Below are 22,104 nucleotides of genomic sequence, written 5' to 3' on the forward strand. Positions count from 1 at the left end.
CGACGGTGATGTTCTCCGCCTGGGGGCCCTTGTGGCCTGGGGTGACGTCGAACGTCACCTGCTGGCCCTCGAGGAGCTCACGGAAGCCGGAAGAGTTGATGTTGGAGTAGTGCGCGAAGACGTCCGGGCCGCCGCCGTCCTGCGAGATGAAGCCGAAGCCCTTTTCGGCGTTGAACCACTTCACGGTACCGCTGGTCATGCTGAGCCTTCCGGTCGAGACCGGGCCCGCACCGCGCGGACCCGAAAGTGATGCCCTGTTCCCTCAGCGCACAGCAGAACGCCCACGCCAGAGCGCGGGCGGGACACGGCATCTGTCAGCGACGCTACACGCCGGGACCGGCTCCCACCGAGAGCAACGACCATGACTCACCCGTCCGTCGGCCCGTCGCCGTGGCCGCGCAGACAGTCTTTGAGGGCCCGCCCGGTGTGCGGCCTCGACCTTGCACTCCTGGTGGCCGGAACCACCCCTCCGCGCGAGCCCTTGTTCGTACGGGACTGACCCGGCCGCCGCTGCGGCCGTGATCAGCTCGCCTCCTCCCGCAGAGCGAGGCCCATGCGGGCCGCGAGGGCGGTGGCCAGGGAGGCGATGGTCGGGTGCTGCCAGACGAAGTTGCTCGCCAGGCGGACTGCGAGGTCGGCGTCGAGACGGATCCGCAACTCGGTGGCGAGGAGCGAGTCGAAGCCCAGGGACTTGAGGGGGGTGTCCGGATCGAGGGTGGCGCTGCCGGTGCGCAGGATGGCCCGGATGTGGTCCGCCAGGTAGCTCTCCAGGGCGTTCTGGCGGGCGATGCCCGCGGGCAACGCCTCCAGCCGGGCGCGGACGTCCCGCGAGCCGCTCTCCGCCCGCTCGGGCTCCGCGCGAGCGGCGTCCGCCGCGTCACGTTCGTCCGGTGAGAGGTGGGCGAAGAGGCTGGAGTCCGCGGCCTGCCGGGGAATCCAGGTTCGCGGCGCTCCGGGGATGACGGCCGTCCGGACCCTGCCGTGGGTGAGCAGGCTGTGCAGCGCCTCCAGGCCCTGGCGGGTGGGGATCGTCTCGTAACCGCGGCCGGCGAAGTCCATGGCCTGTCCCGTCTCTCCCCAGGGACCCCAGTCGACGGCCAGCGTGGGCGAGCCGTTGCTGGTGCGCCACTGGGCGAAGGCGTCGAGCCAGGCGTTGGCCGCCGCGTACGCGCCCTGGCCGGCGTTGCCCAGCAGGCTGCTCATCGAGGAGTAGACGACGAACCAGTCCAGGGGCACCCCGGCCGTCGCCCGGTGCAGATTCCAGGCCCCCGTCACCTTGGGCGCCCATACGCGCTCGAGCTGGTCGTCGCGGATGGTGTTCAGGGCGGCGTCGTCGAGGACCATGGCGCAGTGCACTACGCCGCGCAGCGGCAGCCCTCCCTCGGTGGCGGCCTCCACCAGCCGTTCTGCGGTGCCGGGTTGCGAGATGTCGCCGAGCACGACCGTGGTGTCGCCGCCCAGGTCGCTGATCGCGCGAGCGGTCTCTGATGACGGGGTCCGACGGCCGTTGAGGACGACCCGGCCCGCTCCCTGCTCTGTCAGCCAGCGGGCGGTGGCCAGGCCGAGACCGCCGAGCCCTCCGGTGATGACGTAGGCGCCGTCGGAGTGCACGACGCCTGGTCCACCGGGGTCGACCGCGAGGGTCTCCCCCTCGTCGGGGACCGACAGCACGATCTTGCCGGTGTGTCCGGCACGGGCCATCAGGCGGAAGGCGTCGGCCGCGTGGTCCAGGGGGTACTCCGTGCACAGCAGCGGTTTGAGGCGTGCCGCGGCGATGTGCGCCATCACCTCGCCCAGGATCTCGCGTAGCAACTCGGGTCGGCGTCGTTGGAGTTCGATCAGGTCCACCGTGCTGAACGTGATGTTGTGCCGTAGCGGACCGAGCCCCATGGGGGCGTCGGCCATGATGTCGCGTACGCCGAGTTCGACGAAGCGGCCGAAGGGGCGCAGGCTCTGCAGGCCGGCGCGGACGGCCGGTCCGGCAAGCGAGTTGAGGACCACGTCGACTCCTTCGCCCCCCGTGGCCCGGCGGGTCTGCGGGGCGAACTCCAGGGAGCGGGAGTCCATGACGTGGCGGACCCCCATGCCGCGCAACTGGCGCCGCTTCTCCTCCGAACCGGCCGTGGCCAGGACCTCCGCGCCCAGGAGCCGGGCGACGGCGATCGCCGCCCTGCCGGTGCCCCCTGTCGCGGAGTGGATCAGTACGCGTTCGCCCGGTGCCAGCCGCGCGACGTGGCGCAGGGCGTACCAGGCGGTCAGGTAGGCCGTGGGCAGTCCCGCCGCCGCCGCTGGCTTGAGCCCCGGCGGTACGGGGGCCACGGCGTTGGACGGGACCGTGACGAAGGACCCGAAGGCGCCCCCCTCTAGCTGTACGGCGAGCACGGCGTCCCCCGGACGGAGGTGGTTCACCCCGGGTCCTACCGCGGAGACCACCCCCGCGCACTCGAAACCGATGCGGTAGGCGGTCTCCGGCTCGGAACCGAGCATCCCCAGGGAGGTCAGGGCGTCGCGGAAGTTGACGCCTGCGGCCCGCACGCGCACCTCGATCTCTCCCTCGGCGGGCCGGCGGCGGCCCGTCGAGACCAGTTCGAGGCTGTCGGGGTCACCGAACTGCCCGACGCGCAGGCGGAATCCGTCATCCCCGAAGCGCACGGTCCGGGTGGTGCGGGCCGTGCGCTCGGCCGCTGTGACGGGAGACGGGTCGAGGCGCGCGACGTACCGGACACCACTGCGCAGTGCCACCTCGTCCTCGGGCGCGTCGGCGAGCAGTTCAGCGGCCAGGGTGTGCAGTCCGCGCCGGTCGGGGTCGGTGTCGACGAGGGTGGGACGGAGATGGGGCCGTTCGACTGCCAGGACTCGGATCACACCGCGCACCGCGCTGTGGGCGGGGCGCCCGGCCTCGTCCACCGTGACGGCGTACGCGTGCCGGGTGGCCACGTACAGACGCCATGGCTCCCCGTGTTCGTCGGCGGCCTGAGCCAGGGCGAGCAGCCGGCGCGCGCGTTGCTGCGCGCCTCCCACGGGGTCGGTGGTGTCGGCGGAGGGTGTGCCGGACAGGAGGACCACGCCGCGCCAGGCGTCGGCTCCGGAGGTGAGGTGCCTGCCGAACACTTCGCCCAGTGAGGCGAGTCCTTCCGCGTCCAGAGGGATGTCCCGCACATGCACCCTCGCACCGGCGGAGCGGAGGTGGTCGGCCAGGCATTCGGCCTCGCCGTCGCCCTCGCCGATCACCAGCCAGTCTCCGGGCGCGGTCCGCCCGGCATGCGGCCGGGGCGCGCGATGCCAGCCGAGTTCCATGAACCACTGGTCGACCTGTGACGCCTGGGCGGGCGCGCTCCGCAGGAAGCGGACGTTGTCGAGGGCGAGGACGGGGCGTCCGCGAACGTCCAGCGCGCGGACGTCGCCGACGAGGGTCGAGCCGGTGTTCTCCGTGATCGACGCGTGGACGTGCGTAGCCAGGGCGGGGTCGCCGAGGAGGCGCATGGAGCCGACCCCGACCGGGAGGATCGGCGCGGGCGTGGTGTCCTCACCGGCGCCCGCGACGACCAGTTGCAGGCACAGGTCGAGGAGGACGGGGTGGACGCTCAGCGGGGGGGCGGGAGCGGCGGCGGTGCGGGGCAGGTGGACGCGGGCCCAGTAGGTGTCCCGCCGTTCGGTGGTCCGCAGCGCGGTGATGCCGGTGAAGGCGGGTCCGTGTTCCAGTCCGCAGGCACGCAGCCCGGCATAGAGCTTTCCGGGATCGAGGGCGACGGGGTGCCGGTGCTTCAGCTCGGGGACGGACGCAGCGCGGGTGTCGGGGGGCGCGATGGTGCGGCGGGCCACGGCGGAGGCGTGCAGTTGCCATGAGCCGTCCGGGGCGGGCGAGTGGACTTCGCAGGTCGCCTGCCCGCCGTCGGTGAGGGTGATGGTCGTACTCAGCTCGGTGTCGTCGTCCAGGGGCAGCAGGTCGTGGAAGGCGATGTCCACGAGTTCCACGTCGGGAGCGGCGTCGGCCAGTGCGGTGACCGCCGCGGTGTGCAGGAGGGCACAGAAGCCGGCGCCGGGCAGGACGGGGGAGCCGTGCACGCGGTGGTCGTCGAGCCAGGGCAGGTGCCGGGCGGGAGCGGAGGCGTGCCAGTTGTGCCGGACCGGAGTGCCGGGAATCACGGTGTGTCGGCCGGGCAGGGTGCCGTCCGCCCAGGGTACTTCCGGTGCCGCCGTGTCGCCGGCCCAGTGGGGGATGCGGTCGAAGGTGGTGGTGGGTACGTCGGTCAGGTGACCGCCGCCGCAGGGGGACGTCCAGTCGACGGTGCCGCCGTGGCAGTGGAAGGCGGCGAGCTGCGTCCTGAAGGTGACGAGCTCGTCCTGGGCCCGGCGGAGCGTGGGCAGCACGACGGCATTGGGGACCAGGGGGGCCAGGCTGTCGTTGAGCGCCTGGGCGACCACGGGGTGGGGCGAGATCTCGATGAACACCTGGTGCCGGTCCTGGGCGGCGGCGGTCACTGCGGGGTGGAAGCGCACGGGCCGGCGGAGGTTGTCGCACCAGTACGCGGCGTCGAGCACAGGCTGCTGCCTCGGGTCCTCGGTCACGGTGGAGTAGAACGGGATGCGGGGCGGGTTGGGGGTGATGTCCGACAGCCCCCGGCGCAGATCCTCCAGCAGCGGGTCGACGTACGGGCTGTGCGACGCGACGTCCACCGCGACGGGAGCGGCGGGGATTCCGCGTTCGTCCCACCGGTCGATGAGACGCATGATCTGTTCCGGGTCGCCGGAGACCACACTGGCCTCGGGCGACGCCAGGACGGCCACACAGACGCCGTCGGCGCCCGCGTCGACCAGGGCGGCCTCTACCGCGTCCGGTCCCAGGCCGACGCTGGCCATGGCACCCGTGCCGGCGATCCGCTCCAGCAGCGCCGAGCGACGGCAGATGACCCGTACGCCGTCAACGAGGGTCAGGGCCCCGGCCACCACCGCGGCGGCGACCTCGCCCATGGAGTGGCCGATCACAGCGGCCGGACGGACACCGTGCGCCTCCCAGGCCGCCGCCAGCGAGATCTGCAGCGCGAACAGAACCGGCTGCACGCGCGGGCACCCGGTGACCGGCTCACCGGCCCGGACCAGGTCCAGGACGGAGAAGCCCGCCTCCTTGCGGATCAGGGCGTCCGCCGCGGTGAGGGCCTTCCTGAACGCCTCGTCCTGCGCCAGGAGTTCCCGGCCCATGCCGGACCACTGGGAGCCCTGGCCGGAGAAGACCCACACCGGGAGGCGGGGCGCGGTCACGTCGGCGGCGCTGGACACCAGGGCGGGCGCGGGCAGGCCATCGACGAACAGCCGCAGCGCCTCGGCGGTCTCGGCGTGCGAACGGGCGACGACCGCGAGCCGGCCACGACCGGGACTGCGACGCAGGGCGAGGGTGTGGGCGACGTCCCGGAGCGGGACGGTCGCCCCCTCCGCGCCCAGCCATGCGGCCAGCTTCCCGGCGGCCTCCGGCAGCGCCCGGTGTGATCCCGCCCCGAGCAGGATCACCTCCGGGGGTGCCTGTCGGGGTCGACGCGGTGCGGGCAGGCCGGTACGACGAGCGGGCGGAGGCTCCTGGAGGATCACGTGCGCGTTAGTGCCGGAGAAGCCAAAGGAGGACACCGCCGCCAGCCTGACCGGTTCCCGGCCGGGCCACGGGGCGCTCTCCCGCGGTACGAACAGGCGGGTGCCGTCGGCGGCGATGGCCGGGTTCCACTCAGTGAAGTGCAGGTTGGCGGGGATGGTCCCGTGCCGCAGACACAGCACGGTCTTGATGAGCCCGGTGATGCCGGCGGCCGGTTCCAGATGGCCCAGGTTGGTCTTGACCGAGCCGAGTGCGCACGGGGAGAGCCCACGGCCGTACACGGCGGCGAGACTCGCGAACTCCACGGGGTCGCCCAGTGGCGTGCCCGTTCCGTGCGCCTCGATCAGGGAGACGCGGGCCGGGTCGACGCCGGCCCGCGTCAGGGCGGCGCGGTACAGGGACTGCTGGGCTTCGGCGGAGGGGGCGGCGAGACCGTCGGAACGGCCGTCCTGGTTCACCGCGGTTCCCCGGACGACGGCGAGGATGCGGTCACCGTCGCGGCGGGCGTCGGGCAGCCGTTTGAGGACGACGGCGCCGCAACCCTCGCCGCGCACGAATCCGTCGGCCGCGGCGTCGAAGGTGTGGCAGCGTCCGGTCGGGGACAGCATGCCCATCCGCTCGAAGGATCGGGTGACGCGCGGGGCCAGCATGAGGGTGACACCGGCGGCCAGGGCCAGATCGCATTCCTGTCGGTGCAGCGCCTCGCAGGCCAGGTGGAAGGCGACCAGGGACGAGGAGCACGCCGTGTCCAGGGCGATGCTCGGGCCGTGCAGACCGAGGAGGTAGGAGATCCGGCCGGCGGCGACACAGTGGCCGTTCGTCAGGATGGAGCCCTCGAGTTCCCTGGGTTTTCCGGCCAGTTGGTCCATGTAGTCGTGGTAACTCAGTCCGGTGAACACGCCGGTCGGTGAACCGGCGAGCCGGTCGGGAGGCAGCCCGGCGTGCTCCAGTGCCTCCCAGACGACCTCCAGCAGGAGCCGGTGCTGCGGGTCCAGCACGTCGGCCTCGCGGCCCGCCACGCCGAAGAAGTCCGCGTCGAAGCCCCAGACGTCCCCGAGGTATCCGCCACGGAGGGCGGCGGGCGCGTCCGCGGCCGGCCCGCGCCCCCCACCTCCCGTCCACCGGGCGGGCGGTGGCGGGCCGACCGCATCACGTTCCTCCATCAGCAGACGCCACAACGCGGCCGGAGAATCGACGTCTCCGGGGAGCCGGCATCCCATGCCGACGACGGCGATGGGAGCGGTCACCGGCCGGGGAACGTGCTTGTCATTGGCCACAGAAGTCTCCTTGTCACTGCACGAGGGGCGGGGGCACGCGAGGGGTGCCGAGGATGCGACGGCGGACTCGTGCGTGAGGGCATAACCGCAGGGACGAGCCGCGGAGCGGCGGACGGCTACGGATCAGACGTCCGCACTGCCCAGCAGGATCGCGCTCTTCACGCCGCCCAGCTGGTAGTTGAAGGTGAAGGCGTAGTCGAAGTCGAGGGGGCGGGACACCGTGCCGGGGACCGGGTCGAACGTCAGATGACCGGCCGGCTGCTCGCAGTTGGCGGTCGGGCAGACCTGGCTGTTCCGCATCATCAGCAGGGTGAGGGCCACCCCGAGACAGCCCGCCGGAGCACCGTTGTGCCCGAAGCAGCCCTCCTGCGAGGTCATGAGGAGGTCGGATGCCGCGGAGCCGTACAGCTCCCTGACCGCGTTCGACTCGAAGGCCGTGACGACCACGTTGCCGTCACTGCCGCCGTGGATGTACGGCACCTGACCGATGTCCCAGGTGTCACCGAGGCAGCCACGGGCCGCTGCCACGAGTGCCCGGCCGCTCTCGTCGCTGGCCAGCGGGTTCGAGAGCCCGTCCCGTGTGGTGACCTGTGACAGGACCTGGCCGTAGGGGCGGGCGGCGCGGGCGAAGGCGTGCTCCCGGCTCTCGATCACGAGCGTCGCGGACCCTTCGCCGTGATTGATGCAGTCGGCGCGTTCGTCGTACGGGCGCATCAGCGCGTCGAACGACGGCAGCAGGCTGGGCATGTCCTCGGAGCGCATGGCGTCGTACGCCGTCTGAGCTCCGCTCAGCAGGCGCTGGATGTTGCGGATCATCGTGACGCTGAAGACGTCGACCCCGGTCACCACGGCGATGTCGGTCTCACCGGCGGCGATCATGCAGAGCGCGTTGCCGACCTGCACCGCGGACGAGGCACAGCCGCACGAGACCGTGAAGTTCGCGCCTTTCGACCGGGTGAGCGCGCCCTGCACCAGGGCGACATCCGACGGGGTGACGGCCTGCTCCGCCGCGACGAACATCTCCAGCGCCTCGGCGACGGGATAGGTCGCCGGGTCGGCGCGCAGCACGGCGAGGTAGCTGTCGATGTTGGCATCCACTCCGCCCCGACCCACCAGGATCGCGGCATCCTCCAGGTCGCTCCGCACGTCGAGGCCGGCGTCGTGGCACGCCTGCGTGAGGGAGACCAGCCCGAAGCGGTGGGCGTCCGTGTAGTGGCGGGAGAAGAATTGCGGGATGCCCGGCACGCGCTCCTCGAACACGGCTGCCGGCAGGGTGACGCCACCGAAGTAGACGCCCTTCTTGACCAGGCACGACGTACCAGTCGAGGCGACGCTCCAGAGGTCGTCGGCGGTGAAGACCGGATCCTGCGGACCGGGGAGACAGAGTCCGATCCCGGTGACGACGGCGTCGCGCGCACGGGCGCCGGCGCGCCGCCTCACGAGCTGCTCGCACGTGACAGTGAGTCGATCATGGAAGTTCCCTTCGACGGGTGGGGCGGACGACCGCCCGGCTATTCGGCCACGTAGGTGCGGCAGGACCAGCGATAGACGGGAAACTCCACTCCCTCGTGGATGGAATACAGGCCCGAGAACTCGAAATGCTCGTATGCGTTGCCGCAGAGGATCTTCACCTTGGGTTCGGATTCCAGGGATCTCACCTGCCATACGTGGGGAATGGCGATCCAGTCCGGGCCGCCTCGTAGGAGTACGGGAATGGAATTCGGCGCCTCGGGTTCCGTTTTCCGGTCGTCGCTGTTGCCCGCCGAATTCACCTGCTCTCGCGTGAGCGGGGTGGGGAAAACCGGGGGGAGGGTCCATCGCGATGCCGCCGAAAGGGACCGGCAAAGAGAATTGAGGAAAGCGGAGATCCACATGACGACCTGCCAGGGAGGGGGCCGGGTACCTGCGCGAGGCAGGGCACTCACAGCGGTCGGCGGCAAGTGCCCTGCGCGCTCACCGCGCGCCGGACCTGGGGAGGGGGCGGCTCCGGCGTGCGGCGGGTCCCGGTCGACGCCGGGACGACGGGTGCGGGAGGGCGCCGGGATCAGGGCCCGGGGTCAGCGCCCTCCCGCACGGGGGCGGATCAGGTCGCGCTGGCCAGCGCCTGGGTGATCGCGGAGGCCGTGGCCTGCTCGGCACCCAGCGCCGAGCTAGTGACTCCGAGGACGTTGTACACGAGGGCGGTGGCATTGGTCGCCGTGGCGGTGAGGACGTTGGCCCCCACCACGTTCGGCTGGCCCTGGCAGTCACCGATGGCCGCCGCGAGATACGTGGCCGCGGCCACGTTCTGGATGCGGGCGCCGGCCGGGTTGTTGGCCTGGTCGGCCGCGATGGCGGCGTTGTTGGCCGTCTGCGCGGACTGCAGGTCGGACACGCAGGCGGAGACGGCCGCGGGGGCGGCCGTCGCCAGAGGAGCGATGCCGACGACGGCACCGGCCGCGAGAGCGGCGGTGGCAGCGGCGGCGGCAAGACGGGAACGGAACATGTGGCACTCCCTTGAACAGATGGCTGGTTCACTCAATGGCCACGACACCGGTGGGAGCGGTTGCGTCCAACTGCCGGGAATGACTGCCCGAGAAGGGAACTCGACCTGATCGCCGCGTACTTAGCGTGATGGGAGTGACGACCGGAACGGGTAGCAGTCACGTTCCCGGGAAGGATGGGCAACCCGCCGGTTCGTGCTCCAGTAATGCGCCACCGGTGGGAGGCATAACAAGGGGAATATGTGGTTCGTCACCCGATTGGAGTACAGACGACCACCTGGACCCGCTCGAATATGAAGCACCGACGAGCTTCACCGGTGAGCCCCTGGGGGCTCCCTCTGGTGGCACAGGGCCCGCACCCGGCAAGCGCGGCCCGGTCGGTCATCACACGCCTCACGCGCATAGCAATGATTTCATCACAACGCACTAGGCCATCCGGGTGTACTACGCAGGGTAAGTGTTGCCGCCATATGCCGCATCAGTGGATAACTGTGACATCCAACGGTGGGCCCCATCCTCTCCGGTGGTGTGGTAGTCCGCGCACAAGGCGCCGGTCTTGTGCCGCTCCGTGTGTGACGGGCTACCACGATGGGCCCACCGCGAGAGGTGTTGGATGCGTCAGCCGGTGCTGGCCAGCGCCGGCTGACGCGCCACCTCCGCTCCGGTGCGTCAGCCGGATGAGCCGCCGGACACGACAGCCTCAGGTGTTCTCACCGCCGTGCGGCTGGCCCGCGGCCCTCCCGGCCCCGCGGCCCCACCAGGAGCGCCAGTCCGCCTCGGTGCCCGCCCCCGCGGACGCGCTCCAGGAGTGTCCAAGTTCGGCCTGCCCGCGCCTCGGTGGCGGGGAGGCCACCGGACCGCAGCCCATCGCAGAGCCGTGCATCCGAGGCCCCGGCCCCGCCTGCCAGGGTCTCCGTCCCCCCACAGGATCAGGAGCGACGGGACATGGAAACCACCACACGCGCCTGCGCGCGGATCGTTCTGTCCGCGACGGACATCGACAGATGGCCCGACGCGTCGGACATCCGGACGTCTACCGCGGCCAAGTGCCAATCACGCAGTCTCACCGTCTACTTCCCCCCGATGGACCGCGCCGTTCCGGTCTGCCGACATTTATCCGGTTTATGGCTGCAAGGGCAGGGGCTGGCGAATCGGGACGTCTGCTACACGACTCTGCTCGTCGCCACGGAACTGGCGACGAACGCCATAGTCCACAGCGACAGCACCGTCATCGTCGCCAGCCTGCGGAGGAACCGGACCCACCTGCGCATCCAGGTACGCGATCAGGGGCGGACGGCCACAGAGAAGCACTGGCACAAGGTCTCGGGCTTCGGTCGCGGTCTCGGCATAATCGCCGGCTGCACCCGGGAATTCGGCACACACGTGGACGACGACGGCGCCCGCACGATCTGGGCCACGGTCGCCCTGGCGGCGGACTGAGGACGCAGAGCGGAGCGGCGAGCACTGCCGAGGGAAGTTACTAGCCGTAGACCGCCCCGGTGTACTTCTCACCGGGGCCCTGACCCGGCCCGTCCGGGACGAGAGGCGCTTCGCCGAAGGCGCAGCGAGGCGGCGTGAAACGAGCTGACAGGTCGGGCGGGAACGTCATGCCGAGACGGAGTTCAGCCGCCGCGATGTCCTCCGAGCAGGCCGGCGGTCGGAGTAGCTCGTGGCTTATGGCAGCGTGCTGTGCGAGCCAGTTCTCGATGCGGGCCCATGCCACGACAACCATCCCTGCGGGTGCGGGGGCGACCACTTCGGGCCCTGAATGTCGGGAAGTTGGAACAGCGCCTCCTGTCCGAAGAACGGTCCGCTTAGGATCACCACTCGAGCCTCGACCAGCAGCAGTTGGGCGAAACTCCGGGCCGGCTCAAGGAGGCGCTGGAAGCGGCGTATGAGGTCTTGAGCGCCTGACCTGCCGGGCACTGAGCGTTTTCAGCATTGCCTCTCCAGGGTGAGGACAGCTCCGGTGATGACGGCCAGACGGTTGGAGCCGATGCGGGATCTGGGAAGGATCAGGACTTCAGTCGCGTCATGTCACTTCGACGGGGGGCTCGGGTCTGGGCCGGCGCCCGGTTGACAGGGCGCTGGGGTGGGGCGAGTCCCCGTTATTAGGCTGGTGCCCCCGTCGTCGGGCCACTGGTGGACGGCGCGTGACTGTGCGCTTGCATGAGATGACGCTCGGCGCCGAATTTTCGGACCACGACTTGGTCCGTGTTCCTCGAACGTGCGGGTGTACGCGATCCCGAGAGGTCGGAGGACGATCCGGAGAGGGTCGAGTCGTCTGTGAGGACCAAGCACTCCATTGGCGGCTGCCAAAGCACCGTCGGTCTTGCGTGCACGCCGACGGTGCAGAGGGCGGCCAGTTCGTCGGCTCGGAATGGGGGCGGCTGACAGACCCACGCGTCACTGCTGCGCGGTCTCTCCCTCGCCGAACTGAGGGACGGTGTCACCGATGACCGCGGCGAGGCGCTGGAGCTGAGCGGCGAGTTCGCGGCGTTCTCGGGGTGTGAAGTGCGACAGCGCTTCGGTCTGACGGGAGCGCAGTTCCGTCCGCATCGCCGCGAGCCGCTCGGCGCCGTCGTCGGTGAGGCGGACCAGGACCTGGCGCTCGTCGCGGGGGGAGCGCTGCCGGGTGACCACGCCCGCCGCTTCGAGTTGCTTGAGCATACGGGTGGCGGTGGGGACGCTGACCTCGGCGGTGACGGCGAGCCTACCGACCGGCAGGCCCTCGCCTCCCGCGTCCGCGGCCAGGGGCTCCAGCAGCGTGAGCTGCGCCATGGACAGCCCGGTCCCGGAGCGTCCCATGGTGGCCGCCCGCGAGCGGCGCATGGCGTAGAACAGCCGGTCAGCGGCCTGCGCCAGCTCCCTCACGCCCTCCTCGCCCCCGGTCGGCCGCTGGGCGTCTTCCTCTTCTTCGTGCTTGCTCATCTCTCGCATGACTGTTAGCTTACTAAATGAAGTCGTTAGCAAGCTAAGCTTTAGGAGGCTTTGAATCATGGACTTCCCCGCACGCATCGACGTCCACAACCACATCGTCCCGCCGGTCTGGGCCGAGACCCTGGCCGCGCGCGGCCTGAACTCCGGCGGCTGGGCCATACCGGCCTGGAGCCCGAAAAGCGCGATCGCGATGATGGACCAGCAGGGCATCGCCACCGGCGTCATGTCCGTCACCTCGCCCGGCGTCCACCTCGGTGACGACGCCGACGCCCGGGGCCTGGCCCGGGCCGTCAACGAGTACGGCGCCGAGGTCGTCAAGGACCACCCGGACCGCTTCGGCCACTTCGCCAGCATCCCGCTGCCCGACGTGGACGCCGCTGTGGCGGAGGCCGTGTACGCGCTCGACATCCTCGGGGCCGATGGTGTGGTCCTAATGTCCAACGCCCACGGCAAGTACCTCGGCGACGCGGACTTCGAGCCGCTGTGGGCCGAGCTGGACCGCCGCGCCGCAAACGTCTTCGTCCACCCCGCGCAGCCGCCGATGCCGCTGCTGCCCGGCACTCCCGCCCCGCTCGCGGACTACGTCTTCGACACCACCCGTACCGCGCTGAACATGGTGCTGAACGGTGTGATGGACCGCTACCGCAACGTCCGTGTCATCCTGTCCCACGGCGGCGGCTTCCTGCCCTACGCCGCGTACCGGTTCACCGGTCTGACCTCCACGGTCGTGGACCGGGAGCGCAAGGCCGAGGACATCCTGCGCGACCTGAAGCGGTTCTACTTCGACACCGCCCTCTCCGCCAGCCCCTCCGCTCTGCCGGCCCTGCTCGCCTTCGCCGAGCCCGGCCACGTCCTGTACGGCAGCGACTGGCCCTTCGCCCCGCAGGAGGCCGGCTCCTACTACAACCACTTCCTGGAGACCTACCCGGACTTCACCCCTGGCCAGGCCGAAGCCGTCGACCGCGGCAACGCCGAGGCACTCTTCCCCCGCCTCGCCCGCTGACCCGCCCCTCCGGGCATATATTCCACGTCAGTGCTGTGCCGCGATGCCCCGCACCAACGGTGCGGGGCATCGGCGTCGTGCCGGACGGGCGTGGCGTCAGGGGCGCCCGCCCCTGTCAGACGAGGCGCGTGAAGAGCTTCTTGGCGTTGCCGCGGTTGAAGGCGGTCTTCTGCTCGTCCGTGAGGCCGCTGTCCGTGTCCAGGAGCTGGTCGAACGCGGTGGCGACGGACGCGGGGGCGTAGGGGAAGTCGCTGCCGAAGAGGATGCGTTCGTGGTCCGCGAAGGCCAGGAAGCTGGGGAAGGCGTCGGGCCCGGAGGACAGGGCGGTGTCCCAGTAGAAGAGCCGGAACTTCGCCAGCAGCTCCTCGGTGGAGGGCCCCTCGGGGTCGAGGGCCGGCTGGAGCTCGCAGAACCGCATCACCGCGTAGGGGACGAACCCGCCCGCGTGCGCCAGGATGATCTTCGTGTCCGGGTAGCGGTCCAGCACCCCGGAGAACACCATCTGCACGGCGTTCCGGGTGGTGTCGAACGGATAGTCCACCAGTGGGCCCGGCACGCCCGGAAGGACCTCGATCGGAGGGGAGGTCGGATGGATGAACACCACGGCCGACCGCCGGTTCAGCGCCTCCCAGAGCGGCGCGTACCTCGGGTCACCCAGATAGACGCCCCCGTAGTTGCTCAGGAGCACGACTCCGTCGGCGCCCAGCTCGTCCAACGCGTACTCGGCCTCGGCCACCGCGCCCTCGACATCCGGCAGCGGGAGGGTGGCGAAGTTCCCGAACCGGCCCGGATACCGGCTGACCAGCTCCGCCACGTACTCGTTGACCCGGCGCGCCATGTCCCGGCGCTCCTGCCCCTCCCAGGCGACCACACTCGGCGCGGTCAGTGACAGGACGCTGGTGGCCACCTGCTGATCGTCCATGAACGCCAGGTGCGCCTCCGGGCTCCACGCCGGGGTGGACCAGCCCGACGGGTCCCCGCCATGGCTCGGCAACTCCTCGGCCCAGAACGGGGGCACCACATGCGTGTGCACATCGATACGGGCCGCGTTGGGCATCAGAGTCTCCCTTTCCGCCCCCCTTCGAAAGATGCTCTCGGAACGTAGCCCGCCGACATCAGTCCGGCCATCCGAGCCCGTCGAGACATCCCGGGGAACCCACGGTCCAGGGCGTCTGGAACACCGGCCGCGCGAACGTCGGCCCGATTCGATAACACTCTCCTCCCAGGTGAGGACTCTCGCGACGTCGTGAGCCTCCCCACGCCCGGCGGGCAGCCCGACCGCGTCACCGAGCGACTTCAGCGTTGTCTCTCCAGAGTGAGGACGGCTCTGGCGATGACGGTCATGCGGTTGGGGCTGATGCGGGCCCGGCGGAAGATTCGCCAGGACTTCAGACGAGCGATGCCTCGTTCGACCGGCGCGCGGGCGGCGGACAGAGCCCGGTTGGCTGTTCTCCGGGTGGGGGTGAGCTCCCCAAGGGGTGGGCGTCTGGCCGGTGTTGTTACCCAGGGGCCGGCTCCGATATAGGCGCGGTCGGCGAGAACGGGCACGCCCTGGCGTTCGCAGGTCCGGATGATGTGGTGGGTGCGTGCGGCGGTCAGGTCGTGCGTGCGGCCAGGCAGTGCAGGAGAGATCCACAGCAGCTTGCCGGCGGGATCCGTCACGACCTGCAGGTTCACACCGTGGCGGCGGTGCTTCTGGGAGAAGTCGGCCCGGCTGTCGCCGACGCGGTCGCACTCGGCGAGTGTTCCCTCGAGCAGGACGTACTCGGGGTCTATCTCCCGCAGCACACGCAGCAGCCCGGGCGCTCGGCACACCAGGTGGTTGACGACGGCGGTGGCGTAGGCGTGAGCGGTGCCGACGGATATGCCGAAGCCCGCGGCGATCTGCGTGAGGGAGTCGTGCCGTCGGAGGTAGACCAGGCCGACAAGAGCCCGCTGGTGCGGGGGCAGTTTGCAGCGACGGTCACCCTCACGAGTGACGATGAGCATGGTTACCCACTCGACCAAGGCGTGAGGCAGGTCGAGTGCGGCAGGATATGGAACCAACAAGGCTCTCGCGCAGATGAGTTGAGACGTCGAACATCTCTCTCAACGACACGGGAGCCTCGTGCGTTGCGGGCACCAGCCCATCACCCGACCGGTGGCCACTCTGAAAGAGCTCACTCTGTTCGGGAAGGAGCTTCCCCGGAATGTTCCTTGGACCTGACGTCCGGGAGCACCTCCACGAGCGACCTGGGGCTCAAGGCCCCGGCACTCCACTGAAGCTCCACGTCACAGCGTCCACCAGCAGTACAGCCCGCAGCTCCGCGGCATGAGCACGTCTGGCCAGACCGACCAGGGCCTCCACAACACCCGTGGCCGTCGCAGCATCAAGTCCGGCCGCCGAGCCGGACGCGGCCCAAGCCTCGGCCGCACGCACGACGTCCTCCGCCGAGACGGAGACCAGGGCGTCGCGCAGGGTGTCCGACACTGCCAGCACGAAGGGGCTGTCCACCTCAGCGGACGACAGCAACTGCCCGGCCCGCGGCCGCGCGCCGGCCTCTTCATAGCTGCACCCCGTCATCACCGCTTCGAGCCCGACGATGGCGTCGACCGGATCGACGTCCTTGAGGAAGACCACGTCCAGCCCGACACGAGCCGGACCGCCGCCCTCGATCACGGCGAGCGCGGACACGTCATCAGCAGCGGCGGCGAAGTAATCAGCGTCCGGCACACGCGGATTCTGACATGATTACCACGAACTCGTCCCGGACCGCTGCGCCGTATATGGAGCGCGTCCGACTGGAGCGACCACGGCACGGTATTGCGCCGCGTTCTGCCACAGTTCGCGCGGGCGCTCGCCGACTGTACCGCCGAGCGCTTGCACGCTCCGGACGAGATCGGGCAGCCGTTCGCCAAGGGCGACTGGCAGCAGTGGCCCGTGCGTCAGCGCGAGTCGGTACGGGAGTTGTTGCACGCCTGGTGGTCCCACGAACTCACCAGCCTGGGCCCGGCGATCCCGATCCACGGCCTTCTCGCCCTCTGCACGGAGGTGTCCGGCACGCGCGCCCTGGCTCACGGTCTGGGCGGCACTCGACCACCCCGTGGCCGACCGGCACCTGGCCGAAGCGGCGGCCCACGGGGAGCGCGACCTCCTGGAGGACGACCTTCCGTGGCCCAGCTGGCACGACGAGGACGCCCTACGCACCGAACCCGCCACCTGGCTCGCCCACCACGCCCGGCCGCTTACCGGCTCACAACACCGACCGCATACGCCTGGCAGCCCTCCCCGCCCCGGCCCGCTGGGAGGACCTCCATTGGCCGGTCCGGCCGCCGGATGCAGCCCGGGCGGGCCACGACCGGCCCCGTCTTGACGGTCGTCCTACGTGTTGATGCTGTTGTGGATGTTGATGTCACCCGTGGTGAAGCCGAACAGCCCGCACAGGAGCAGGCAGCCGGTGGGGGTGGGGGCCGGCGGTGTGGGAGCGCTGGTGACCTGGACGGTCGTGGTGCTGTGGGAGGCATCGCAGTCGCCGTTGCCGTTGTAGGCGGCGATGATGTTGTGGGTGCCCGCGGTGAAGGTGGTGGTGTAGTCGGCCCTGCCGTCGGCGCCCACGGGCACCGTGGTCAGCTCGGTGGAACCGTCGAAGAGGGTCACGCCCAGACCGCCGCTGGGGTCGGAGGAGCAGGCGACCATGGCCTGCAGGTGTACCGGCGAGCCCGCGGTGGTGGACTGCGGTGTCGCGGTCACCGTGGTCGTCGAGGCCACCGCGGCCGCGGGCGAGGCCAGCCCCAGCACGGCCGTGAGCGCCGCGGCGACGACCAGTTTGCCCCTGCATCGGATACTTCTCACCGTTCGGCTCCCTACGTCGATCGACGGATCCACGGGCCATGCATCGTGGTGATGCAAAGCTACGGTGATCTTTTTTTCGTTCCGGGGAGACCGCGCGGGGAGGCAACCCGATCGGATCAGTCTCAGATGCCGGGTGGGGCGACGCGGGTGTAGGTCAGGCCGGCGGTGGTGCCGCCCGCGGTGGTGACGTTCACCGTCACCGGGCCCGCCGCCCCCGCCGGCGCCACGGCCGTGATCTGCGTGTCGGAGACGACGGTGAACGGGACGCTCTGGCCGCCGAAGGTGACCTTGGTGGCGGTGGTCAGGTTCGCACCGACCAGGGTGACGGCCGCCCCCGCCGAGGTGGGTCCGCTGTTCGGCACTAGAGCGGTCATGACGGGAGCGGCGATGTAGGCGAAGGGAACCGGGTTGCTCGGTCCGCCCGGCGTGGTCACCGTGATCTGCGTACTGCCCGTGCCCGGCGGTGCGGTGGCCGTGATCTGTGTCGACGACACCACGGTGAAGGAGGTCGCGTTCGCGGCGCCGAAGCGGACCGCGCTGGCGTTGAGCAGGCTGGTACCGGTCAGCGTCACCACCGTGCCGCCGGACACCGGTCCCTGACCGGGGTCGGCGGTGTTCAGTACGGGAGGCGCGGCGTAGAAGAAGTAGGCGTCCGGGGAGGCGGCGCTGGTGCCTCCGGGTGTGGTGACGGTGACCGCCGCCGCGCCGGGGCTTCCGGCCGGGGTGACGGCGGTGATCTGGTTCGCCGAGTTGACGGTGAACGACGTCGCCGGTGCGCTGCCGAAGCGCACGGCGCCGGCGCCGGTGAAGCCTGTACCTGTGATGACGACGCTGGTACCGCCCGATGTAGGACCGCTGTCGGGTGTCACCGCCGTGACGACCGGGACCGCGGCCGCCACGTAGGTGAAGGTCACCGCGTTGCTGGTGCCGGTCGGGCTGACGACGGTCACTGCCACCGGCCCGGCGCTGCCGGCCGGGCTCACGGCAGTGATCTGGGTGGCGGAGTTGACGGTGTAGGAGGCGGGGGTGCTGCCGAACCGGACGGCGGTGGCCCCTGTCAGCCCGGTCCCCGTGAGGGTGACGGCGGTGCCGCCCGTGGTGGGGCCCTGCGCGGGGTTGGCAGTACTGAGTGTGGGCGGCATGGGGTGCTCCTAGGACGGCCTTGTTCCAGATCGCGGCGGTGCCGCCGCCCGGTGTGCGGGCCGGGCGGCGGCGCCGTGGAGATCAGATCGAGGGCGGTGCGACGTAGGTGAAGGCGTCGGTGGCCGTGGCGGAACCGGCCGGGTTGGTGACCACCACGTCGACCGTGCCGGCGGCGCCGGGCGGGGTCACCACCGACAGGGTCGTGGTGTTCACCACGGAGAACGGCGCGGGGGTGCCGTCGAAGGTGACCGAGTCGGTGGTGTCGAGGTTGGTGCCGGTGATCGTCACGCCGGTGCCGCCGGACGTGGGGCCGGACGACGGGGCGACGGTGGCGACGGTGGGGACGTCGACGTAGGTGTAGGACAGGCCGTTGTTGGAGCCTCCCGCGGTGGTCACGGTGACCCCGACGGGGCCCGCCGCGGCGCCCGCCGGGACCGTGACCGTGAGCTGGGTGTCGGAGACGACCGTCGGGGTGGCGGTCACGCCGCCGAAGGAGACGCTGGTCGCGGTGGACAGGCCGGTGCCGTTGAGGGTGATGGTGTTGCCGCCCGCGAGCGGCCCGGAGGAGGTGCCGAGGGAGGACTTGAACGGGGCGCCGACGTAGAAGAACGGCACGGGGCTGCTGGTGCCGCCCGGCGTCGTCACCGTCACCCCGACCGTGCCCGTGCCGGAGGGGGACACCGCCGTGACCTGGGTCGGAGAGACGTTGGTGACGCTGGTGGCCGACTTGTTGCCGAACTTGACCGCGGTGGTGCCGGAGAGGTTCGTTCCGGTGATGGTCACCAACGTGCCGCCGCCGGTGGACCCCTGGTTCGGAGAGATGGGCATGAGGAGACTCCTCGCTGACAGAAGGAAGACACAGGACGCAGCCGACCGACGAGCGCAGGGGCGAGGAATTCGAGCACGCCGTGCGTCACCGCGGTGCCGCTGGGCGCGCCAAAGGAAAAGACCGGCAAAAGCCGCCTCTACCACGATCCCCCGGTATGGGATGGGCGGCCCACCGGTTTGCTGCCACCAGTGACCCATACGAGTGACACGCTGCCAACGTGCCGAAGCGGGTTTACACCCGGATGGCCGAGCGCGCGCCCGATGTAGCCGATTCCGCGCACGCCTGGCGCACGCTGCCGCCGCCCTCACACCGACTCCCGCACCACCAGCTCCGGATCGAAGATGCGGCGGAAGAGCCTCTCCGCATCGGACGCATCAACGCGGGAGATACGTCCTGGAGTTCATGCTCTTCCTCAACGCCACCGCCACCGCAGTACTGACCTGCACTGGCGTCGCGAGAAGCGAACCCCCCGCAGAGTCAGCCACTGCCGCGGAGTGACACAGTGCCTGCCTTTGACAACTATCGTGCTTCAGCTGGGGCGATGTAGTCGATGCCGGTCAGCTCCACGTTCAGGCGGCGGGCGCGGCGTCGCCGGTCCTGCAGCTCCTTGGCGGCCTGGGCGAGGACTTCGTTGGGGTGTTCGCTGCTGCACCCGTACGGGTGTTGAGGAGGCGGCCGGCCCACGCGGGGGCAGGTGGAGGGTGAGGAGACGCTCGCGGGCCTCGTTGGTGGAGCCGGTCGGCGCGATGTAGCCGAAGGTGGCCCGGAACTAGACGGTCATGGTGGCCTGTTGGGCGGCGCGGCGGCGGACGCGCTCACGGACGCGGGGCTGCCAGCGGGAGTGGACGGCCTCGTCGATCCGGCTCGGGATGTGGCTGGGTGGGTACTGGCGGGCACCCCGCCGGTAGCGGTTGACCGAGTCTGCGGTGATCCCGATCTCCGAGCCGACCGCACGGGCCGTGCCCAACTTCCGCAGCACGTAGTTAATCTGGCCCTTGAGGGTGCGGGGCGGGGGTGGTGGTGTAGGACTCGCGGTCGCGCACTCCAGGGCCTGGCCGATCAGGGCGTCGTCGGCGCCGACGTTGTGCGGGCTCGTCTGCCGTGGCATGGGGGCCTCCTACTCTCCGCCGTCCAGCACGGCGCTGTGGCCGCCGCCCTTGATGAGTTCAGGCGGGGTTGCCGCCCCGCTCAAGGCTGATGGCCCACTTAGTTGGGCCTCGTCCCCGTTCCAATGCACGACGGAATCCAGGTCCGGGTGTCAAACGCTGTATCAGGCCCTAAGATCGCCCTGGAGCTGTGCTCAGCTCGGCACTGCCGAGTCTCGCACTGTCCCTCTCCGCGGCCGTCATCTGCAAGGTCCTGGCATCGAGGTTGAACAACGACGACCGGACCATGGGGACGAACGACGAGGAGAACCGTATGGCTGATGAACCTAAGTCGAGCAGGATGAAGCAGTGGGCGAGCGCCCTTTGTGACGTACTGGGAGACCTTGCAGTCGGCTTCGCGGGTGGGGCAGTGTCGAGCTGAACACAGCTCCTCTGCTGTACAGCAGCGAGGTACAGCAACCACAGGAACTGAACTCACCCGACAGCGTCCCGTCAGGTACGACCGTTCGCGACCGATCCACAGAGAGCTACGGATCAGAAGTTCCCCGTGCCAGAACGCACGGGGAATGACGGGGAACCACTTTGCCGGCCAGACCGGCCCTGGCACCGCTTCACAGCAGGTCATCGCAGCAAGCCACCCGTGGATGACCGGAGCTTCCCAAGCTGAGAACGTCCGCCGCCTGCCCGGGCTCCTCGAAGAGTCAGAGAAGTTCCCGCCAGAAGAGGGCCGTCGCTCGCGGGTTCCAGCTGTCGTCGACCTCGCCCCGCGCCTCGTCGAACTCCTGCTGCATGTAGTCGGCCAGGTCCAAGCCCTAATAGATGACGTCGGTCCGCCACATCGAGAGCACCGGATGCCCGAAGCTTCCCCGGCCGGCCGGCAGGTATCGGTGGGCATACACGGGCACCATCACTGGCACCTCCGGCAGATGACGCCGCGCCGTATCCAGTGCCGCCGTTCCGTCGGCTGGACGCTCACCCCAACCCTCGTACCAGAACGCGTTGTGCTTTACGTCGAGCAGAACACCCTCGACCGACCAGTCGAGCTGTCGACGCAAGCTGTCCAAATCGCCGCCGCGCCACTCCGGCCAGGGCCTGGACCAGGTCTGTCCGTCCTCGGGACGGACGTTGATTGGGAGCCCGGCCGCAAGGAACGCTCGGTGATCGTCCGCGAGCTCGAAGCCGTACTCGCGCTCGATGCGCGTGAACTCGGCCTCCGTCAGCCCCGCCTCGAACTCATAGAGGCCTGTCTGTGCCAGGCGATGTGCGGCCTCCGCACCCAGGCGTATTCCCTCATTGCTGATCACCGCCGCACTCTACTGAACTTGAATGGGTGATGTCGGGCTGGACGACTGCGTCTTCGTCGCCCAGGCCGACGACTCCGGGCACACGGTGAGTCGCCCGGTGTCGGCGTCGTAGCCGACCGCGGCGACGTGCCCGGCCAGCTTCGGGGCTGTGGCCGCCCACTGCTCCCGCAGCGAGGCGCCGGCGGCCGGGAGTTCCCAGGCCCGCTCGGTGACCAGCGCGCCGATCGTGGCCCCCAGGCCCATCGGCTCGCGCCCGTCCCGGCGCACCGTACGGACGATCCGCGGCTTCGCCTGCGCCTTCCAGCCGCCGCCGTTGGCGCGCGCCGCCTCCCTTGCGGCCCGGAGCGCGACCCGGGCCAGGTCGACGCCCGACACCTCGTCGGCGGTCATGCCTGCCCCCACGGGGTGTAGCCGAGGTCCAGGTGACCGAGGCCCGAAAGGCGCTGTACGGTCGCGACGAATGACCTGGTGAACAGGCGCTGCGCGGAGTGCTCGCCGTACCGGGCGATGTGGTCGTGGACGATCTGGTGGTCGTGCGCGGCGCGGGTGCGCCAGTCGAGTACCTGCTCGCGGGTCAGGTCCTCGAGGACGAGCTCCTGGTCGTCG

At 70.4% G+C, this 22,104-nt stretch carries 19 protein-coding genes and 2 pseudogenes; 3 read left to right on the forward strand and 18 right to left on the reverse strand.

Translation table 11 applies throughout. The features are described 5' to 3' along the window. Positions 1 to 199, reverse strand: a 199-nt coding sequence (locus GT030_RS30665; protein WP_161203877.1) for a cold-shock protein, incomplete at its 3' end; no start/stop codon positions are given. Positions 200 to 403: 204 nt separating this feature from the next. On the opposite strand from GT030_RS30665, the pseudogene GT030_RS36885 reads away from it, so the two are divergent. Then, positions 404 to 499 (forward strand): annotated as a pseudogene (locus GT030_RS36885) (SseB family protein); the annotation flags it as partial. Between the two features lie 23 nt (positions 500 to 522). Here the strand turns inward: GT030_RS36885 and GT030_RS30675 are convergent. From GT030_RS30675 to GT030_RS30690, 4 genes are all read right to left on the reverse strand, one after another. Further along, a complete protein-coding gene (locus tag GT030_RS30675) occupies positions 523 to 6,858 on the reverse strand; it encodes a type I polyketide synthase (protein WP_346009780.1) in 6,336 nt (2,111 codons plus the stop codon). A gap of 123 nt (positions 6,859 to 6,981) precedes the next feature. Then, positions 6,982 to 8,298, reverse strand: a complete 1,317-nt coding sequence (locus GT030_RS30680) for a beta-ketoacyl synthase N-terminal-like domain-containing protein (RefSeq protein ID WP_346009781.1) — start codon at positions 8,296 to 8,298, stop codon at positions 6,982 to 6,984. A 71-nt stretch (positions 8,299 to 8,369) separates the two neighbouring features. Beyond that, entirely contained in the window at positions 8,370 to 8,732 is a 363-nt protein-coding gene (locus tag GT030_RS30685; RefSeq protein WP_202460768.1) for a DUF5988 family protein, read from the reverse strand. 209 nt (positions 8,733 to 8,941) lie between these two features. After that, positions 8,942 to 9,343: a hypothetical protein gene (locus tag GT030_RS30690; protein WP_161203878.1), complete on the reverse strand. Its 402-nt coding sequence runs from the start codon at positions 9,341 to 9,343 to the stop codon at positions 8,942 to 8,944. 943 nt (positions 9,344 to 10,286) lie between these two features. On the opposite strand from GT030_RS30690, the gene GT030_RS30695 reads away from it, so the two are divergent. Beyond that, positions 10,287 to 10,781 (forward strand): ATP-binding protein, encoded by a 495-nt coding sequence (locus tag GT030_RS30695; protein WP_161203879.1) that lies wholly within the window; start codon positions 10,287 to 10,289, stop codon positions 10,779 to 10,781. Positions 10,782 to 10,821: 40 nt separating this feature from the next. On the opposite strand, the pseudogene GT030_RS36890 reads toward GT030_RS30695, so the two are convergent. Together GT030_RS36890 and GT030_RS30705 are read right to left on the reverse strand one after the other, a co-directional pair. Next, positions 10,822 to 10,899: pseudogene (locus tag GT030_RS36890) on the reverse strand (DUF1844 domain-containing protein); the annotation flags it as partial. Positions 10,900 to 11,747: 848 nt separating this feature from the next. Beyond that, a complete protein-coding gene (locus GT030_RS30705) occupies positions 11,748 to 12,281 on the reverse strand; it encodes a MarR family transcriptional regulator (protein ID WP_161203880.1) in 534 nt (177 codons plus the stop codon). A 58-nt stretch (positions 12,282 to 12,339) separates the two neighbouring features. Between GT030_RS30705 and GT030_RS30710 the strand changes: the two genes are divergently transcribed. Continuing rightward, positions 12,340 to 13,284, forward strand: coding sequence for an amidohydrolase family protein (locus tag GT030_RS30710; protein ID WP_161203881.1), 945 nt, complete (start codon positions 12,340 to 12,342; stop codon positions 13,282 to 13,284). Between the two features lie 115 nt (positions 13,285 to 13,399). Here GT030_RS30710 and GT030_RS30715 read toward each other — a convergent pair whose 3' ends face one another. From GT030_RS30715 to GT030_RS30765, 11 genes are all read right to left on the reverse strand, one after another. Continuing rightward, positions 13,400 to 14,341 (reverse strand): amidohydrolase family protein, encoded by a 942-nt coding sequence (locus tag GT030_RS30715; RefSeq protein WP_161203882.1) that lies wholly within the window; start codon positions 14,339 to 14,341, stop codon positions 13,400 to 13,402. A 239-nt stretch (positions 14,342 to 14,580) separates the two neighbouring features. Further along, positions 14,581 to 15,330: a transposase family protein gene (locus tag GT030_RS30720; RefSeq protein ID WP_161203883.1), complete on the reverse strand. Its 750-nt coding sequence runs from the start codon at positions 15,328 to 15,330 to the stop codon at positions 14,581 to 14,583. A gap of 193 nt (positions 15,331 to 15,523) precedes the next feature. Further along, positions 15,524 to 15,997, reverse strand: coding sequence for a hypothetical protein (locus GT030_RS30725; protein ID WP_202460765.1), 474 nt, complete (start codon positions 15,995 to 15,997; stop codon positions 15,524 to 15,526). Between the two features lie 648 nt (positions 15,998 to 16,645). Then, positions 16,646 to 17,116 (reverse strand): Ig-like domain-containing protein, encoded by a 471-nt coding sequence (locus tag GT030_RS30730; RefSeq protein WP_161203884.1) that lies wholly within the window; start codon positions 17,114 to 17,116, stop codon positions 16,646 to 16,648. Positions 17,117 to 17,238: 122 nt separating this feature from the next. Continuing rightward, on the reverse strand, positions 17,239 to 18,258 hold the full coding sequence (locus GT030_RS30735; protein WP_161203885.1) for an IPT/TIG domain-containing protein: 1,020 nt from the start codon (positions 18,256 to 18,258) through the stop codon (positions 17,239 to 17,241). An 82-nt stretch (positions 18,259 to 18,340) separates the two neighbouring features. Beyond that, positions 18,341 to 19,087: an IPT/TIG domain-containing protein gene (locus GT030_RS30740; protein WP_161203886.1), complete on the reverse strand. Its 747-nt coding sequence runs from the start codon at positions 19,085 to 19,087 to the stop codon at positions 18,341 to 18,343. Positions 19,088 to 19,607: 520 nt separating this feature from the next. Beyond that, positions 19,608 to 19,772, reverse strand: coding sequence for a hypothetical protein (locus GT030_RS30745; protein WP_161203887.1), 165 nt, complete (start codon positions 19,770 to 19,772; stop codon positions 19,608 to 19,610). Between the two features lie 85 nt (positions 19,773 to 19,857). After that, positions 19,858 to 20,196, reverse strand: a complete 339-nt coding sequence (locus tag GT030_RS30750) for a hypothetical protein (protein ID WP_161203888.1) — start codon at positions 20,194 to 20,196, stop codon at positions 19,858 to 19,860. A gap of 810 nt (positions 20,197 to 21,006) precedes the next feature. Then, the gene (locus GT030_RS30755) at positions 21,007 to 21,498 is read right to left on the reverse strand and encodes a hypothetical protein (protein WP_237522941.1); all 492 of its coding nucleotides are present in this window, start codon (positions 21,496 to 21,498) and stop codon (positions 21,007 to 21,009) included. Positions 21,499 to 21,507: 9 nt separating this feature from the next. Next, positions 21,508 to 21,888 carry a DciA family protein gene (locus GT030_RS30760; RefSeq protein WP_161203889.1) on the reverse strand — a complete coding sequence of 127 codons (381 nt, stop codon included), beginning with the start codon at positions 21,886 to 21,888 and terminating at the stop codon, positions 21,508 to 21,510. Beyond that, positions 21,885 to 22,104 (reverse strand): hypothetical protein (locus tag GT030_RS30765; RefSeq protein WP_161203890.1); only part of this gene is annotated, 220 nt, incomplete at its 5' end. The genes GT030_RS30760 and GT030_RS30765, both read right to left, overlap by 4 nt.

Origin of the sequence: Streptomyces sp. SID1328 (assembly GCF_009865595.1) — a bacterium.
In the GTDB taxonomy this organism is placed as follows: Bacteria; Actinomycetota; Actinomycetes; order Streptomycetales; family Streptomycetaceae; genus Streptomyces; species Streptomyces griseoluteus.

Coding starts and splice junctions, on each gene's coding strand:
- GT030_RS30685 (WP_202460768.1), bottom strand. CDS start 8,732: ATGTGGATCTCCGCTTTCCTCAATTCTCTTTGCCGGTCCCTTTCGGCG.
- GT030_RS30690 (WP_161203878.1), bottom strand. CDS start 9,343: ATGTTCCGTTCCCGTCTTGCCGCCGCCGCTGCCACCGCCGCTCTCGCG.
- GT030_RS30695 (WP_161203879.1), top strand. CDS start 10,287: ATGGAAACCACCACACGCGCCTGCGCGCGGATCGTTCTGTCCGCGACG.
- GT030_RS30705 (WP_161203880.1), bottom strand. CDS start 12,281: ATGCGAGAGATGAGCAAGCACGAAGAAGAGGAAGACGCCCAGCGGCCG.
- GT030_RS30710 (WP_161203881.1), top strand. CDS start 12,340: ATGGACTTCCCCGCACGCATCGACGTCCACAACCACATCGTCCCGCCG.
- GT030_RS30715 (WP_161203882.1), bottom strand. CDS start 14,341: ATGCCCAACGCGGCCCGTATCGATGTGCACACGCATGTGGTGCCCCCG.
- GT030_RS30735 (WP_161203885.1), bottom strand. CDS start 18,258: ATGCCGCCCACACTCAGTACTGCCAACCCCGCGCAGGGCCCCACCACG.
- GT030_RS30740 (WP_161203886.1), bottom strand. CDS start 19,087: ATGCCCATCTCTCCGAACCAGGGGTCCACCGGCGGCGGCACGTTGGTG.
- GT030_RS30750 (WP_161203888.1), bottom strand. CDS start 20,196: ATGCCACGGCAGACGAGCCCGCACAACGTCGGCGCCGACGACGCCCTG.
- GT030_RS30760 (WP_161203889.1), bottom strand. CDS start 21,888: ATGACCGCCGACGAGGTGTCGGGCGTCGACCTGGCCCGGGTCGCGCTC.